The sequence below is a fragment of the Cysteiniphilum sp. JM-1 genome, from assembly GCF_008711525.1.
Lineage (GTDB): Bacteria > Pseudomonadota > Gammaproteobacteria > Francisellales > Francisellaceae > Caedibacter.
Window position 1 is genome coordinate 35,790 of record NZ_VXKS01000008.1, and the last position, 16,094, is coordinate 51,883.

The 16,094-nt window shown below is 39.5% G+C and carries 16 protein-coding genes; 7 read left to right on the plus strand and 9 right to left on the minus strand.

Going from position 1 to position 16,094, the window contains the following annotated elements; translation table 11 throughout:
• Positions 1-88 precede the first annotated feature (88 nt).
• The 7 genes from F3D68_RS05095 (at position 89) to F3D68_RS05125 (ending at position 6,471) form a co-directional block, all read left to right on the plus strand.
• Complete coding sequence (locus F3D68_RS05095; protein WP_151193436.1) at positions 89-808, plus strand: TVP38/TMEM64 family protein; 720 nt, start codon at positions 89-91, stop codon at positions 806-808.
• Between the two features lie 2 nt (positions 809-810).
• Positions 811-2,247, plus strand: coding sequence for a dihydrolipoyl dehydrogenase family protein (locus F3D68_RS05100; RefSeq protein ID WP_151193372.1), 1,437 nt, complete (start codon positions 811-813; stop codon positions 2,245-2,247).
• A 2-nt stretch (positions 2,248-2,249) separates the two neighbouring features.
• Positions 2,250-2,843 (plus strand): CDP-alcohol phosphatidyltransferase family protein, encoded by a 594-nt coding sequence (locus F3D68_RS05105; RefSeq protein ID WP_151193373.1) that lies wholly within the window; start codon positions 2,250-2,252, stop codon positions 2,841-2,843.
• A 119-nt stretch (positions 2,844-2,962) separates the two neighbouring features.
• The gene (locus F3D68_RS05110; protein WP_151193374.1) at positions 2,963-3,961 is read left to right on the plus strand and encodes a malate dehydrogenase; all 999 of its coding nucleotides are present in this window, start codon (positions 2,963-2,965) and stop codon (positions 3,959-3,961) included.
• A 175-nt stretch (positions 3,962-4,136) separates the two neighbouring features.
• Complete coding sequence (gene dtd / locus F3D68_RS05115) at positions 4,137-4,574, plus strand: D-aminoacyl-tRNA deacylase (protein ID WP_151193375.1); 438 nt, start codon at positions 4,137-4,139, stop codon at positions 4,572-4,574.
• A 4-nt stretch (positions 4,575-4,578) separates the two neighbouring features.
• Positions 4,579-5,454 (plus strand): bifunctional chorismate mutase/prephenate dehydrogenase, encoded by an 876-nt coding sequence (gene tyrA, locus F3D68_RS05120; protein ID WP_224728244.1) that lies wholly within the window; start codon positions 4,579-4,581, stop codon positions 5,452-5,454.
• Between the two features lie 21 nt (positions 5,455-5,475).
• On the plus strand, positions 5,476-6,471 hold the full coding sequence (locus F3D68_RS05125) for an NAD(P)H-dependent glycerol-3-phosphate dehydrogenase (RefSeq protein WP_151193376.1): 996 nt from the start codon (positions 5,476-5,478) through the stop codon (positions 6,469-6,471).
• Between the two features lie 4 nt (positions 6,472-6,475).
• On the opposite strand, the gene F3D68_RS05130 is transcribed toward F3D68_RS05125, so the two are convergent.
• From F3D68_RS05130 to rlmD, 9 genes are all read right to left on the minus strand, one after another.
• Positions 6,476-6,811: a zinc ribbon domain-containing protein YjdM gene (locus F3D68_RS05130; protein ID WP_191092714.1), complete on the minus strand. Its 336-nt coding sequence runs from the start codon at positions 6,809-6,811 to the stop codon at positions 6,476-6,478.
• A gap of 178 nt (positions 6,812-6,989) precedes the next feature.
• On the minus strand, positions 6,990-9,206 hold the full coding sequence (locus tag F3D68_RS05135; protein ID WP_151193378.1) for a hypothetical protein: 2,217 nt from the start codon (positions 9,204-9,206) through the stop codon (positions 6,990-6,992).
• Positions 9,207-9,220: 14 nt separating this feature from the next.
• Complete coding sequence (locus F3D68_RS05140; RefSeq protein WP_151193379.1) at positions 9,221-9,424, minus strand: hypothetical protein; 204 nt, start codon at positions 9,422-9,424, stop codon at positions 9,221-9,223.
• 173 nt (positions 9,425-9,597) lie between these two features.
• A complete protein-coding gene (locus F3D68_RS05145) occupies positions 9,598-10,773 on the minus strand; it encodes a hypothetical protein (RefSeq protein ID WP_151193380.1) in 1,176 nt (391 codons plus the stop codon).
• Positions 10,774-10,825: 52 nt separating this feature from the next.
• Entirely contained in the window at positions 10,826-11,263 is a 438-nt protein-coding gene (locus F3D68_RS05150) for a hypothetical protein (RefSeq protein ID WP_151193381.1), read from the minus strand.
• Between the two features lie 124 nt (positions 11,264-11,387).
• Positions 11,388-11,987, minus strand: coding sequence for a class I SAM-dependent methyltransferase (locus F3D68_RS05155; protein ID WP_151193382.1), 600 nt, complete (start codon positions 11,985-11,987; stop codon positions 11,388-11,390).
• A gap of 53 nt (positions 11,988-12,040) precedes the next feature.
• Positions 12,041-13,321 carry a 3-phosphoshikimate 1-carboxyvinyltransferase gene (aroA, locus tag F3D68_RS05160; protein WP_151193383.1) on the minus strand — a complete coding sequence of 427 codons (1,281 nt, stop codon included), beginning with the start codon at positions 13,319-13,321 and terminating at the stop codon, positions 12,041-12,043.
• Positions 13,322-13,585: 264 nt separating this feature from the next.
• On the minus strand, positions 13,586-14,533 hold the full coding sequence (trpD, locus tag F3D68_RS05165) for an anthranilate phosphoribosyltransferase (RefSeq protein WP_191092710.1): 948 nt from the start codon (positions 14,531-14,533) through the stop codon (positions 13,586-13,588).
• Between the two features lie 132 nt (positions 14,534-14,665).
• On the minus strand, positions 14,666-16,012 hold the full coding sequence (rlmD, locus tag F3D68_RS05170) for a 23S rRNA (uracil(1939)-C(5))-methyltransferase RlmD (RefSeq protein ID WP_151193385.1): 1,347 nt from the start codon (positions 16,010-16,012) through the stop codon (positions 14,666-14,668).
• Positions 16,013-16,094: the final 82 nt, after the last annotated feature.

Genomic DNA, 16,094 nt, shown 5'->3' on the forward strand with positions numbered 1-16,094 from the left:
AAAATTTGCATAGCTACTTATATTGAACTTATTTTTTATCTGTTATCCTCTACGTACCTTTAGACAATGACATGGAGAGTGATTGCAGATGTCCTTAAAGCGTTTGTTTCCTATTATCCTTTTAATTATCGGTTTAATCATTTTTTTTGCTTTAGGTGGCGAGCATTATCTGTCCCTTGAGACCTTAGCGATGCATTATCAAAACTTACAAGCGTTTACCCAACAACACTATTTTCTAAGTGTGCTTATTTTTATGCTCATCTATATCATTATCGTTGCGTTCTCAATCCCAGGAGCCACGATTATGACACTGTTAGGCGGATTTCTTTTTGGTGTTTTCTTTGGCGCTATTTGGACCATTCTTGCTGCTACTATTGGTGCAACGATTACCTACTTAGCCGTACGTATGGCGTTTGCTGAAAGTTTAAAACATAAAGCTTCGGGCAGTATTGCCAAAATGCGCGATGGCTTTCAAAAAAATGAGTTTAATTATTTATTGTTTTTAAGGCTCTTACCTATCTTCCCATTTTTTATTATCAATATTGCCGCGGGAGTCTTAGGCGTGAGTCTACGCCATTTTTTTATAGGCACATTACTAGGTATCATCCCTGGCACCTTTATTTATGCTTGGGTTGGCAGTGGTCTTGGTTTTGCGCTTGAACAAGGACATGTGCTTAATCTTAAAATCATATTCTCGCCACAAATACTATTACCTATCTGTGCCTTGGCATTATTATCTTTAGTGCCAATTATTTATAAAAAACTCAAAAACAGCCGCACGCTACAAGATAACCCACATAAGGAGTAATTATGTCAAATACTCAACATTTAAAACCATTAAAATGTGATATTTGCATTATTGGTGCTGGATCTGGTGGTCTCTCAGTGGCTGCCGCAGCCCAGCAGATGGGTGCAAATGTCATATTATGCGAGGGTAATAAAATGGGCGGAGATTGCCTAAACTCAGGTTGCGTGCCATCAAAAGCCTTGATCGAAGCATCACGCAGCATGGCACATATCATGAAAGCTAAGCAATTCGGCATTGACAGTCAAACAGCTATTGATTTTAAGGCGATGCACCAACATATCCATCGAGTGATTGAAACGATTGCGCCGCATGACTCTATCGAACGTTTTGAATCACTTGGAGTGAAAGTTATCTTAGCCTATGCACACTTTATTGACTCCAAAACCATTCAAGCAGGTGAGCATCTTATTCATGCCAAATATATTGTCATCGCCACTGGTTCGCGTGCCCGCATTTTGCCTATTTCTGGACTCAGTCAGATTGATTATCTTACTAACGAGACCATTTTTGATCTTAGCGAAAAACCTGAACACCTTGTAATTGTTGGCGGCGGTCCCATTGGTTGCGAGATCGCCCAAAGTTACGCACTTTTAGGTACTAAAGTCACTTTACTTGAAGCTAGCACTGAAATCCTAGGAGCTGCCGATAGCGATTGTAAAACCGTTGTTATCAATGCATTTAATGATCTTAAGATCAATGTCATTACCGATGTGAAAATTGATGGCTTTAGTCAAAATAGTGACGGATTAAAATACATTCACTATCAACACAATGACCATGATTGCAAACTCACCGCATCCGATGTATTGATTGCTACTGGTCGCACCCCCAATATTGAAAAGCTGCATCTTGATCAAGCCAACATCAACCACACAGTGCGTGGCATCACCGTTGATGCACGCTTACGCACCAATCATAAGCATATCTACGCCATTGGTGATATTGCGAGTTCTTTACAATTCACGCACATGGCAAGCTATCATGCTGGCATTGTCATTCAAAACATATTATTCAAACTACCAGCAAAAGTTGATTACTCAAGCTTCCCTTGGGTTATCTATACCACACCAGAGATCGCGCACACGGGTCTTGCAATCCAAGAAGCACAACAGCAAAACTTACAGATTTTAACACTCAGCTTTAAAGACAATGATCGCGCGCAAGCATCACTTGCAACAGAAGGGATGATTAAAGTTGCCGTTAATCATAAAGGTCAGATCTTAGGTGTCTCAATTGTTGGTGAGAACGCTGGCGAGCTCATTTCACCATGGACACTGGCAATCAAAAACAACTTACGGATTAAACATATGGCAAGCCTTATTACCCCCTACCCGACTTTAAGTGAAATCAATAAACGTGTTGCAGGCAGTTTTTACACCCCTAAGCTCTATAGCGCTAAAACACGCAAACTTGTGCAGTTTTTAATGAGGTGGTTTTAACGATGATCGAATCAAGTCTGCGCCCACTATTTCAAAGGGTTTTTATTCAACCCCTTCTGCATATCGGCGCGCGCCATCTGCCTGCTAATGCCATTACCATCGCTTCCTTGATCACAGGCTTTATTAGTGCTTGCTTTTTAAGTGCTGAATTTAACCTCATGGCTATTTTGTGGCTACTTATTTCAGGTTACCTAGATATCCTTGATGGCTCGGTTGCTCGTATGCAAAACAACAGTACACATTTTGGTACCGTGCTTGATATTCTCAGTGATCGACTGGTTGAATCATTTATCGTGATCGCCCTTTTTATACGCGATCCCAATTTAGCCTTTGTGTGTTTATTAATGATGATGTCGATGCTTGTCTGTGTCAGCAGCTTCCTATTAGTTGGCATTTTTTCGGAAAAACAATCGGAAAAAAGCTTTTATTATAGCCCTGGTCTTATGGAGCGTGCTGAGGCTTTTATCTTTTTTATCGCGATGATTATCTTTAACCAATTTGCCATGATCATCGGTATTGTTTTCACACTTTTGGTTTTGTGGACAACAGGCGTTCGCGTGTATCAATTTTACAAACAAAGCAACGAGAGTAAATAAATTTAATTTATACCACAAATAATGCTAATGCCTCTGTTCGATAGCAGGCAAACTTGTTATTATCTTGCGGGTGAAAATACTACGAAATCTACTCGTTAAATCATAAGGAGAAATAATTCATGTCAAATGGTTCAAATAAAAGTGTGCGCGTTACCGTAACAGGGGCAGCTGGTAATATTGGTTATGCCGTCATTTTCAGAATCGCTTCAGGTGAAATGTTTGGTAAAGATGTTAATGTACATCTTAATTTACTGGAATTAGAGCAAACATTGCCAACATTGCAAGGCGTTAAAATGGAGCTTGATGACTGCGCATTCCCACTATTAAAAAGTGTTACTTGCACGGCAGATGTTAATGAAGCGGTGAAAGATGCCAACTGGGTGCTAATGATTGGTGCAGTTCCTCGCAAAGCAGGTATGGAGCGCTCTGACTTATTAGGTGTAAACGGTAAAATTTTTAAACCAATGGGTGAAGCTATCAGTAAACATGCTGCTAAAGATGTCCGCGTTTTAGCGGTTGGTAACCCTTGTAATACCAATGCATTGATCACTATGATGAATGCCGCGAATGTCCCTAATGATCGCTTCTTTGCGATGATTTCACTTGATGAGAACCGCGCGCGTAAGCAACTTGCAATTAAAGCCGGTGTTGATGTTACTGCAGTGAAGAAAATGACCATTTGGGGTAACCACTCAGCAACACAATTCCCTGATTTTGCCCATGCTGAAATTGCAGGTAAACCTGCAACTGATGTCATTACTGACCGCAAATGGTTAGAAGAAGAATTCACACCAATGATTCAGCAACGTGGCGCGGCTGTCATTAAAGCGCGTGGCGCATCTTCTGCAGCTTCTGCAGCGAATGCCGTTATCACTAGTGTTAGAGGCATTATTTTTGACACACCAGCAGGTGAAACGGTCTCAATTTCAAAAGTTTCCAATGGTGAATATGGTGTCGACAAAGGACTTATCTTCTCAGTACCATGCATCGTTAAGAATGGTGAAATTAAAGTTGTTGAAGGCATTACGCAAGATGCCTTCGGAAAACAAGCTTTCAATAAAACATTAGAAGAGCTTCGCCACGAGCGCGATATTGTCAAAGAGGCTGGATTAATTTAACTTAAGTCACCCTCTATTAGCACGCTTCTTTGTGCTAACCTATTTTCTTGATGCGTAAGCGTAATAACCCATCATAAAATCATTATATCTTAACAAATTACAACGCAAAAAATTCTGTAAAATGCTTTGTGATGAGTATATGCTAATGACACTTTAAAATTGAACGTACAGCAATATGCTAAGCCTCATACAGCGTGTTACTCACGCTTCTGTTACCGTCGACAATGATCAAATTGCACATATTGCCCAAGGTATTATGGCACTTATCTGTATCGAAGAAAAAGATGGAAAAAAAGAATATGACAAAATGGCACACAAGCTTTTAAATCAACGCATTTTTGAAGATGATCATGGCAAGCTGAACAAGAGCCTTATTGATATCAATGGTGAGTTGTTACTTGTGCCGCAATTCACACTGGCTGCTGATACTGATCGCGGCTTACGCCCGAGCTTTTCTGGAGCATGCCCACCGCAGATTGCCAAAGCAAAATTTGCTGAATTTCACGCTGATATTACGCAAAAATATGCACGCATTCAGCAAGGGAAATTTGGCGCTAATATGCAAGTATCACTCACCAATGATGGACCCATTACATTATGGTTAAAGGCATAAAATCATGACAGAAATGAAAGAAATGAAAGAAATAACAAAAGAGCCAACACGTCGCATTTGTATTATTGGTGGTCATGGTGCTATGGGGCAATGCTTAGCTTTTTTTCTTAAGCAACTTGCGCATTATGATATCACCCTTTTTGGTGAAGATGATTGGCAAGAGGCACAAACACTTCTGCAAAACCAAGATATGGTGATTATCAGCACCCCCATTGCGCTCACTGATGAAATCATTGCAAAAACTTCCGAGTATATTAGCTCTAATACTATACTTGCGGACTTAACAAGCATTAAATCAGCACCAATGACCAAAATGCTCAGCGCACATCATGGTGCTGTTATTGGACTTCACCCGATCTTTGGACCAACCGTTACCAACAGCAATAAACAGGTGATTGTTTACTGCGATGGGCGCAACGCTCAACATTATCAATGGTTCATCGATGACCTTATAACCTTAGGATTTACACTTAAAAAAATGACCGCAAGCGCACATGACCAAGCAATGACATTTATCCAAGGTATTGAACATTTTTCCGTATTCTGCATGGGAATGTTCTTAAAACAACATAATATCCATTTGGAAGAATTAATGGCAATCTCAAGCCCTGTTTACAAAATGGAGCTTAACATTATTGGACGTTTATTTAGTCAGGATGCCGACTTATATGCCAATATTATTGCCTCTGACCATGAGCGCTTAAATAGCATTCATGATTATGCCCAATTGATTCTAAAACAAGTAGAGCAATTAAAGTCAAGCAATGGCAAATTTGAATTTAGTCAACAATTTAACGATGTGAAACAATGGATGGGCGAATTTGCTGATAAAGCCTATCAAGAAAGTGATCGCTTGCTTGGTATTAAGTCATTAGCATAAACAACTGGAGTTACTATTTTTATGAATAATACAATTCTTGTCATGGGTGCTGGTTCATGGGGCACAGCGCTTGCGTTACAATTAGCGCGCGTTGGTCATATGGTTTATATCCACTCATGGAAAGACACACACAACACACAAATGATTCGTGATAAACATAATCACAGCTACTTGCCGGATATTGATTTCCCAGCAAATTTAATTGCCATCAATGATTGGCAAAGTGTTATACATCAATGTGATGACATTTTAATGGCGACACCAAGTGTTGGCTTTGTGAAAACACTAGACGCGATCAAACCACATTTAACGAGCACACAAGGTGTGATCTCAGCGACAAAAGGCTTTTGCCATCATAGTTATCAGCTATTAGATCAAATGGCTGAAGATATCCTAAAAGATAATCCCTTTGGTTTAATCACAGGACCTAGTTTTGCCAAAGAAGTCGCTAAAGGCTTACCTACTGCCATTTTGGCTGCCTCTAAGCGCGATGATTATGCCAAACATATTCAACTGCTTTTTAATAGTGATAATTTCCGCTGTTATACCTCAACAGATGTCACTGGTGCTGAGATCGGTGGTGCTGTTAAAAACGCACTGGCCATTGCCTGTGGTATCTCAGACGGTCTTGGCTTTGGCGCTAACGCGCGTGCGGGCTTAATTACCCGTGGACTTAATGAGCTGACCCAATTAGGTTTAACATTAGGTGGTAAGCTTGAGACCTTCTATGGCTTAAGCGGGCTTGGTGACCTGCTATTAACCTGCACTGACAATCAATCGCGTAATCGCCGCTTTGGGGTACTTGTCGGTCAAGGCAAAAGCATTGATGAAGCTTGCAACGAAGTCAAGCAAGTGGTTGAGGGCATTGCTTCAGCGAATGCTGTCTATAAGTTGGCACAAAAGCACAATGTGGCAATGCCAATCGTTGAAGCGGTTTATAGCATTCTCCACGAAAATCAAGATATGCGTACAACAGCTCATGCACTATTAACTAGGTCCCTTAAAGCAGAAAATTGATATTTTAGGCTTTTTTGACAAACTCTGATTTCAACTTCATCGCGCCAATACCATCAATTTTGCAATCGATATCATGATCACCATCAACTAGGCGAATATTTTTAACTTTAGTGCCAACTTTAACAACTAGTGATGAGCCTTTCACTTTTAAATCTTTAATCACCGTAATGCTATCACCATCTTGTAAAGGCGTGCCATACGCATCTTTTTTGACATCAGTGGCTTCTTCTGTAACAGCATTAATTTGCCATTCATAAGCACATTCAGGGCAGATGAGCATGTCACCATCTTGATAAACATATTCACTTTGACATTGTGGACAATGAGGTAATTGCATTATTTTTCCTTATTTTATAACGACATAGCTGCAACTAATTAACCTTCGACTTCGCTCAGGGAACGCTGAATGCTTTTAAGACGAGGGTTTAGTTGCAACAAAAATAAAAGCCCTTTTAATCAAAAGAGCTTTCATATTCTTAAGTGTCGCTAGTATAGCAAAGATTCTAAAAACCTAACACCTATGTTTGCGGTTGTGTCACACCTGCAATTACCTTTGGAATATCACCAACGCTTGGCATCGTACCAATATTTGGATCAACCCAGTCACTCAATGTTGGCAAAGTGACATTGCTATCGGTGCCTGCTTGGATAATTAGTGTTTGTAGATCACTGATACACGCATCTCTTGCTGCTCCTACTGCAAGTGGAAGTAAGTTTTGCGCAATACCCAACTGCTTGACAAAATAGCTAACATTGGCATTTGCTGTTTGCGTAAGCTCAGCCCCTGTTGGCACATTATAATCTGGCACCCAAATTTGATCGTTGCCACCACATTGCGGCTGTAAGGTATTATCTAAGCGACTATAACATTTACCTGGAATACCGTTTAACTGCCCAAAGGATTCATACTCAATAAAGCGACTACCCTGACCATCATTGTAGGTTAAGCTAATCGGTGGCTCAAAACTACTAATGCTATTGTCACTGGTTGCTTTGAAAGTGTAGAACTTATTCCACGGTTGTGGTCCACTTTGCCAAGTGTACTTTTGGGTAATGGTGCCATTATATAGACTATCAATATTCGTACCAACATTAACTGTATTTGGTACCATCTCACCAACCCATAAATTATCAGTTGTTGAGGTCACCGGCACACCATTTGGATCAAGTAAAGTATAAGCATTATTAGTCGCAAGAATATTTTTATTGATCATATAGGTTAAATAGAGATTAGGAGATCCTGAGCTATCCCACGCCGGATATTTGGTTTCCCATTGTGTTAAGCCACTGTTCCACACTGGACAATTGTTATAGCAATGCAGTATTAAAGTATCATCTGCTGCCGTTGGCGCTACAAGCGCGTTTGTCCACACCACCAACTGTGTACTATTAGTCGGTAACACAACTTGATTATTTTGATCACGCATTGGAATATTGGTAAAGCCACCGCCACCAACACCATCAATAGATACATTTAAACTATAGTTTTGACCTAGATAGCTCGTTTGCAGCTCTGAGTTTGAAATAGCTACTGCAGGTGTTGTAGGGGTAAAGCTACAACCATTTTGGTTACAGCTATCCTCACCGACTTTGTCAAATTGCTGATTAGTTGAATTCCATAATACAATCGCTGTCGCTTGATTCTGATTAAGCGCATGTAGACGTAAACGAGTCCCTGCTAATTGACTCAATGTAATTGAGCGCGCGGTTTGCAGCTCAAGCCTCCCTGGACCCACTTCAATGGTACCAGCAGTTGTTGCCCCTGTTTGCATATCTTTTTTCGTGGCAGCCGTGCCATCAGCAACCGTTGGGTTACCCGGCAACCATAACCCATAAAAACTTAACCAACCACGTTTTGTTTCATTATTGATTGTCATCTCAACGGGGAAACCACCGGAATCACGGTTAACGCGGCTACCATCAGCATTATATAGACCATAGCGATAAACACTCGTTGTATAATTATTGCGATCATAACAAATCTCAGCCTGACCATTAGTCAAATCGGCACGTGTGACCAGATTTTCTAAATGACTACTATTAAAAGCAATTTTTGCCAACATCGAGCTTTGATTAAAAACACTTGAGATCTGTCCATAACCCGTATTTTCAGCAGTTTGAATAAAGGCCAAAGCGACATTGCGACTATTGTTAATGGTAGTTCCTTCCGTTTCAAAGTATTTCACCAAAGCACGTCCATTGGTCGCCTGTGAAGCACTAATAAATCCTCTAAACTGCGGCGTTGTGCGATTTAGCACACCATTGACATACGGATAAGACACATAATTTAAACTAAACACACCATAAGGATTAAGTGTCGTTGGTGTTTCTGTTGCCACTAATTTGCCTTCAATCAATACGGTGTCACCATCACCCACTTGTAAGCCATCAATCCAGAAAGTGACCGTTTGCACGCCATTGGCATTCGTTGACTCACCGACAATATCAGATAAAATCGGAACACTGTTGTCACTTCGCTCATCACCCATATTACAGGCATTCATATCAACCTTTGACAGATAAGCCCCTTGATTTGTAAACTCAGGATAATTCGTTTGCGCAAACACACACAAAATACCATTAATCTGATCCATCGTCTCTTGTGTGAAGTTATTGGTATAGGTTTGAGGTAGATCATTCACATAATCTCCTGATGTCGGCACAGCATACGATGCCGACACAGACGCCCCCATTAATAACGCAAGATAGTGTATATTTAATCGTTTGATTTTCATCGTATCCTCCTTGATTATGATTGAGCTTCAACCATTGAAACCTGCTCAGGTGCGCAAGTTGATCCCTGTGGGCAATTCACGGTCTGTGTACCTACAGATGCGGTTGATGAGCCACCACCACCGCCACCACTGCCACCACTTCCACCACAAGCGCTTAATAATATAACGAAACTGATTGCAACTAGTGCAAATAGATTTTTTGAGTACCTTCCTAGCATATCATCACCTTTATCGTTTATTGTTACTTCTTTTATTTCTTTTACTTCCAAGTTTTAACAAATTCCTGATTCACCTGACTGCTAACCAGCAGTAAGCAGTATTGTAAACATAGTGAATATTGATTTTTTTGCGAGCAATATGCGTGATATTTAAAAACTTTATCTTTTTTAGCCTATTTTACTTCAACACCATTACTGAAAAATTGATAAGAAAAACCCCTCTTAAAGAGAGCTAACAGCTTATTTTTATATTTAACCCTTTGCGCATTGACCTTGAATATTTTTTGTTGCAGTGCACTACTTTTATCTTCTTGCTGTTTAAGCATGAGCGTCTGCCATTGATAATCAAAATTAAGCCAATCAAGCATATCTTGCCATAAGCTAAAGCTTTGTTGCTGCCCATAGTTATTCACCGCCTTTACACTCAAGCTTCTGGGTAGCACAATAAAATCAGCTAAACTGATAAATCCTCTTTTCAATAACCGATCACGTTGCAATAAGGCGATTTGCGTGAAATAGTCCGATAAATGCATCAATAACATGGGTGAATATATCAATGATTGATCGCCCAATAACTCCTGCATAATATCTTCAATAAGCCCTGTATTAGTTAAACTAAGCGTAAATTCACTGGGATAAACCTTGTTTTTAATACTATTGTGGACGTCTTGTTCTGTAAAATCTGCCAATAATGGGCTAAGCGATAGCACACCATCAATTTGAGCATGAAAACTCATATGCACAAGTGCAAGTTTTGCGATATCAAGTTGAATATCAATATCAATAACTTGCTTTTCTTTGCTGATCACTGCCGTTAATTGCGCGGGATATACTTTCTCTAACTGTTGTGGAGTAAACTGTGTCTGTGCAGGCAGTCCGATAAACTTAATGATTTGACGACTCGCAATCATTAATGGGTAGGAGATTTCTATTACGCCCTTATTAAGGATTGAGGGGTTTAAATACGCTTGCCAATCCATAGGCTGTTGCAGCAAGCCCAATTGTTCTAAAAATAAATCCATATTGATATAAGGCGCACTGGTCTCTTTGGCAACAATCAACTGAACTTGTGATTTATGCTCGTCAAACGCTTTAAGATGTAGATTCATAGTTGAGTGGGCAATTTGTGATTTGAGCTTCAGTGACAACCAACTATTCAAAGCGCATAAGGTCGTTGATGTTTGATCTTGATTTTTTTTGCACTTCTCTTGCTGCTGTATCATCCATGAGTTAAGTGGCACAATCTGCTGATAACTATTTGCTGCTGGATAAGCTAACTTCACACTGGTTACAGTAACTATCAATGTATAAAAAATATAAAAGATATAAAAATAAAGACTTTTTCTCATACTGCCACCATCCTTGTCATTTTAATGGGGCGTATGCAATACGCCCCTACATTTAATTATCGACTAACCTCTCATTAAACTCAAAGAAACTCTCAAGCACGATTTGATGCAACAAATCATCACAAGAATCATTGTAATAATGCGCAAGTTTATCCAACGATTGTTGGTAATATTCTTCAGATCTTGCCAAATTGCTAATCTCAAATTTCTCCATCAACTCCAAATAGACTTGTAAACGGATCAATGCCTCATCTGCTGATGCCGTTGAGAAAAACACCGGCGCCTCGTCGTCATCCGATTCCCCTGCAATAATGGATACACCATATAATGATGATTTATCATCTTGATTGATAATCTGAAAGTCAATGGTCAAGTTCCAATCCAAAAGCTCACCCAGCTGATCTGCCATATCGTCAATCATGCGCATTTTCTCACGCACTGTTTGGCTTAACTCATAATAATTCTCGATATTTTCACTTATTTCAAACATATACTTTCTCGTTTTCTTTTTTATTTTGTACTATACCAAAGTGTCAACACAGTTTTCTACAAACTCTTATTGCTATACACATCATGCAGCCTGTAGGGCTATTGTATTTACGAATACCCTCTATTTATTTCACTTTCAACACTTTATTCATGCCAATGGCATATTTCCCAGGTAACTTAACCATTTCCGTTGCCCCTGAGAATAATGGACTAAGCGGAATAACCTGTTTGCTAAAGCTTGCAATATACTCACAAGAAAAGCTCTCAGGCAATAAACATGGCAACCATTTATTAAAGTCTTTGACATTAAACACATCATAATAATGGCTTTCAATTTTATGTAAACCTTGAGATTTTATTTCTTTATTAACAAGACGAAATGGGATGGCTGTTCCTTGATTTTTTTTGTATTGCACCACAATCAAACAACCATCATCACTTAACACGCGAATGGCTTCCATTAAAATCTTATGTAGATCATTAGGATTTAATAACACATTATCAAGCACAATCAGATCAAAGCTTTTGTTCGCAAACGGCCAATTGTCGGCATTAAAGCTTGCGCCAAATATCTGCGCATCATAAATAAAACCACTTGCTGCATAATGATGCACTGCAGAAACTCGCTCAAAATAAGCTTTTTTAACTTTTCCTAGATAAAAAGCACGCCTGACACTAAAGCGCGATAACATCACCTCTAAATCCAGTAGCTGCCTATCTTGCATCAATCGTCCTTACTCTCCAAAATGGCTGTAGTTTACCGTGATTTGCGCATGAACTAAATAATTTTCGCCATCCGTTCAAAGTAATCAGGGCATGTTTTACTAACACACTCAGCACCATTGATAATGACACCTTCCTGTTTTAAACCAATAAGTGCCAATGACATTGCAATGCGATGATCATTATGCCCTTCAACAGTAGCTGCTCTAAGCGCTGATTTTTCAGGATAAATATGGATACTATCCTTAGTTGTTGTGACGTTAACACCTAAGCGTGTTAAGCCCTCAGCCATAGCACTGACACGATCTGATTCTTGTAAACGCGTGTGTGCAAGTCCTGTAATATGCGTCTCACCCTTGGCAAAGCACGCAATTGCCGCAACAGTCATAAACGTATCGGAGAAATTGCGCATATCTACTGTCACACCCTTTAATACCTCACCACCAATCACGCGAATTCCATCTTCTTCGGCAATCACTTGACAGCCCATTTTTTCAAGCACTTCTAGAAAACGAATATCCCCTTGTTTGGCATCGCGTGTTACGTGCTTAACTTTAACATCACCCTGTGTGATTGCCGCCAATGCCCAAAAATACGATGCTGTTGAAATATCTGGTTCAATCGCATAGTGTCGTGCTTGATAGCTTTGATTACCTTGTATCTTATAAAGGTTATTTTCAACGTTAACTACCACACCAAAATCACGCATCATATCCACGGTCATTTGCACATAAGGTTGCGGATGATCTGTATCTGAATGAATACTTAAGCCACCGTCGATCAAGGGGGATGCGATTAATAAACCTGACAAGAACTGGCTACTCTTAGCACCATTAATGCTGACATTGCTTGTCTGCTTTAAACCTTCTGCCAAAATGGTCATAGGCAATGATGATTGATATTGCTCATAGGTTGCATGCATACCCAAAGAATTCAATACGGATAGCTGCTCAGCAATGGGGCGCGCCATCATTCTGTCAGCCGCATAGATATAATACTCACCTGATTTTTGTGCGGCACACAATGGGATAATAAAGCGCGTCAACGTGCCTGCTTCATTACAAAAAATGCGTGCCTTTTGGTTAGGAAAAGAGCCATTAGCACCCTGAATAACAATGCGCCCTGATGCCTCATCAAATTGATGTGAAACACCCAAGGCTTTTAATGCGCCAACACCTGCTAATACATCCTTACTTAAAGGCAAGTTATCAATCACCGACTCACCTTTTGCCATTGCCGCAATAAGCAACACGCGATTGGATAAACTTTTTGAACCCGGTAATGATACCTCTGCTGATATCTTCTTTGTTGCTAATGGTAGTGATTGTTGAGTCATACGATGTAATTATCAAAAAATATAACGATTAAATAAGTGTATAGCCTCACATTGAGTTGTCATTATAAATTTGGCATTCAAGCTATTTTTCTTTGACAATACGCTCAAGCTCATTCAAAAATGCAGATTTCTCAACAATTTCACTTTCTTCATCAATTTGTCATTGAGCTTGGGTACATCATGCTGTGACGCATCTTTCAAGCGATCCAGTTTTATGCATGCCAGTTTATTAATTTCAGCTTCGCCCATACAGCATGTAATTAACTAGGGGATTAAATGTGCAAACTTCCCTTGTGATAGCGCATCTTTAATCAACTTAACTTGTACTGATAAAGTATCAACAAAACCACTAGCAACATGCATAGCAGCAGCTGCATTTAATATCAGCGTATCTTGCTTAGCACCTAACATTTCATTATTTAATAACGATTTTGATTCCGCCAAATTCTGATATAAATCACCTGCTTCTAAGTAATCTAGTCTGCCACGCACAAACCCTAGTTGCTCTGGATGTAAGCTAAATTCAGTGACTTCATCATGCTCAAGTTTAATCACTTTATTGGCGCCACAAACTGAAAACTCATCCATCCCATCACCATATACAACATAGGCATGCGTGACACCTAGGTTTTTAAGCGCATAAAGATACGGCTTAAGCAAACGTTCATCATAAACCCCTGCCACGATTCTTTTGACCTGCATCGGATTTAACAATGGACCCAATACATTAAAAAAGGTGCGCTTACCCTCTTTAGCAAAGCGCTGGCGCACATTAACCACTTTGGCAAAAATTGGATGAAAAAATGGCGCAAACAAAAACACCATTCCTTGTTCTTTTAACAAGTTCAATGCCGCTTCTGGGTTATCAGGAATTTCCACATTAAGCTTTTGCAAAAAGTCAAAACTACCGCACTTTGACGTTGCCGAACGATTACCATGTTTGGCAACCTTTGCACCTAACTCATGCACCATTAATGCGCTTAGTGTTGAATAATTTAAGGTTCGACAACCATCTCCACCCGTACCAACAATATCGACTGTTTCAGCAAAAGGATTTTCCACCCTAATACTATAATTTAGAAATGTCCGTGCTAATTCAAAAAGTGTTTGCTCTTCATATAGCTCAGCATCTATCTGCTGAATGATTTGATACTGCTGATCTTCACTTGTTTCATCACTTAGCAGCTGATTGACTAATGACTCAATCTCCACAACCTCACCTTCTTTTATTTTTTATTTTTTATTTTTTATTCTTTACGCTCTATTCTAAAGCTTTAAATTTGTTTCGTCTGCTTTTGGGGCGTATACAATACGCCCCTACACTTTCAATATATCGCTATGTTTTTATTTTTCAAAAACAGCAATAGATTCAACATGTGTCGTATGTGGAAACATGTCCATTACACCTGCTGAAAGCAGTTTATAACCCTTTTCATTAACTAAAATGCCAGCATCACGCGCCAACGTTGCTGGATCACAGGACACATAGACAATACGTTCGGGGTTAATTTTTTCAATTTGTTTACATACCATCTCAGCCCCTGCTCGTGGCGGATCCAATAGCAACTTATTAAACTCATTTTCCACAATCCATTCATGTTTTGAAATGTCTTCAAACAAATTTACCGGATAAAAAGCAACATTATCTATATTATTGCGCTTAGCATTCTCCATAGCGCGCATCGTCATTGCTTCATCGCCCTCAACACCCACAACAAATTTGGCTTTTGTTGCCAACGGCAAACTAAAATTGCCTAAACCACAAAACAAATCAAGCACGGTATCATTATTTGATACTTCCAATAACGCTATCGCTTGCTTTAACATTTTACGATTAATTTCATGATTAACTTGTGTGAAGTCATTTGGCTCAAAATAAATAGTTACACCATAATCTGTCAAATGATAGGACAGCGACTGTGGCTCTTGCGTCACCTCTGGGTATAAGCGTGTTATGGTATCAGGTCCCTTAGCCTGCAAATATATCCAAAACTGCTGCGCTTTAGCAAAGTCAGTTAACTTAGCTAAATCCTCATCAGTAAACGCACTTAAGTGACGGATAATCAATGCAGTGACCTGATCATCTACAGCCACTTCAATTTGAGGAATCTCTTTGTAATTTGATAGGCTAAACACTAAATCTTGCAACAAAGTTAGATTTTTACCCACACTCGGATGCAATACTTCACAGTGATTAATATCAGCAAGAAAACGCCCATCACGCTCTCTAAAACCAACAAGCACTTTGCCTTTTTTGTGCACATAGCGCACACCTAATCGTGCTTTAGTACGATAACCCTCGTGTGAGCTTGAGCGTAAATGAGCTATACGCTCAAGAGGCTCAAGACCTTGTCCAAAATGTTTAAAATGATTCAGCAATGTTTCTTCTTTAAATGCAATCTGCGCATCAGGTGCGACATGTTGAAAAGAACAACCACCACACATCTCAAAATACTCACATGGCGGAGCAACACGCTTAGCACTTGGCTTTAGAACTTGTACCAGTTTACCTTCATCATAATTTGATTTTGATAACGTATATTCAAACGCGACCTCTTCTCCTTCTAAAGCGAATGGAATAAAGGTTGTTTTACCGTCAATCTTAGTGATTCCACGTCCTTCATGTGACAGATTGGCAATAGTGGCATTGAATACACCGCTAGGAAAGTTTTTCTTAATTCGTCTTGGCATTCGGTTGGAATAAGCATAATTTCAAATGTGCGTTAGTTTAGCAACTGTATATAAAATGTCATTGTTTTTTGATCTTTTTAAT

Coding starts and splice junctions, on each gene's coding strand:
- F3D68_RS05095 (WP_151193436.1), top strand. CDS start 89: ATGTCCTTAAAGCGTTTGTTTCCTATTATCCTTTTAATTATCGGTTTA.
- F3D68_RS05100 (WP_151193372.1), top strand. CDS start 811: ATGTCAAATACTCAACATTTAAAACCATTAAAATGTGATATTTGCATT.
- F3D68_RS05105 (WP_151193373.1), top strand. CDS start 2,250: ATGATCGAATCAAGTCTGCGCCCACTATTTCAAAGGGTTTTTATTCAA.
- F3D68_RS05110 (WP_151193374.1), top strand. CDS start 2,963: ATGTCAAATGGTTCAAATAAAAGTGTGCGCGTTACCGTAACAGGGGCA.
- dtd (WP_151193375.1), top strand. CDS start 4,137: ATGCTAAGCCTCATACAGCGTGTTACTCACGCTTCTGTTACCGTCGAC.
- tyrA (WP_224728244.1), top strand. CDS start 4,579: ATGACAGAAATGAAAGAAATGAAAGAAATAACAAAAGAGCCAACACGT.
- F3D68_RS05125 (WP_151193376.1), top strand. CDS start 5,476: ATGAATAATACAATTCTTGTCATGGGTGCTGGTTCATGGGGCACAGCG.
- F3D68_RS05135 (WP_151193378.1), bottom strand. CDS start 9,206: ATGAAAATCAAACGATTAAATATACACTATCTTGCGTTATTAATGGGG.
- F3D68_RS05140 (WP_151193379.1), bottom strand. CDS start 9,424: ATGCTAGGAAGGTACTCAAAAAATCTATTTGCACTAGTTGCAATCAGT.
- F3D68_RS05145 (WP_151193380.1), bottom strand. CDS start 10,773: ATGAGAAAAAGTCTTTATTTTTATATCTTTTATATTTTTTATACATTG.
- F3D68_RS05150 (WP_151193381.1), bottom strand. CDS start 11,263: ATGTTTGAAATAAGTGAAAATATCGAGAATTATTATGAGTTAAGCCAA.
- F3D68_RS05155 (WP_151193382.1), bottom strand. CDS start 11,987: ATGCAAGATAGGCAGCTACTGGATTTAGAGGTGATGTTATCGCGCTTT.
- aroA (WP_151193383.1), bottom strand. CDS start 13,321: ATGACTCAACAATCACTACCATTAGCAACAAAGAAGATATCAGCAGAG.
- rlmD (WP_151193385.1), bottom strand. CDS start 16,012: ATGCCAAGACGAATTAAGAAAAACTTTCCTAGCGGTGTATTCAATGCC.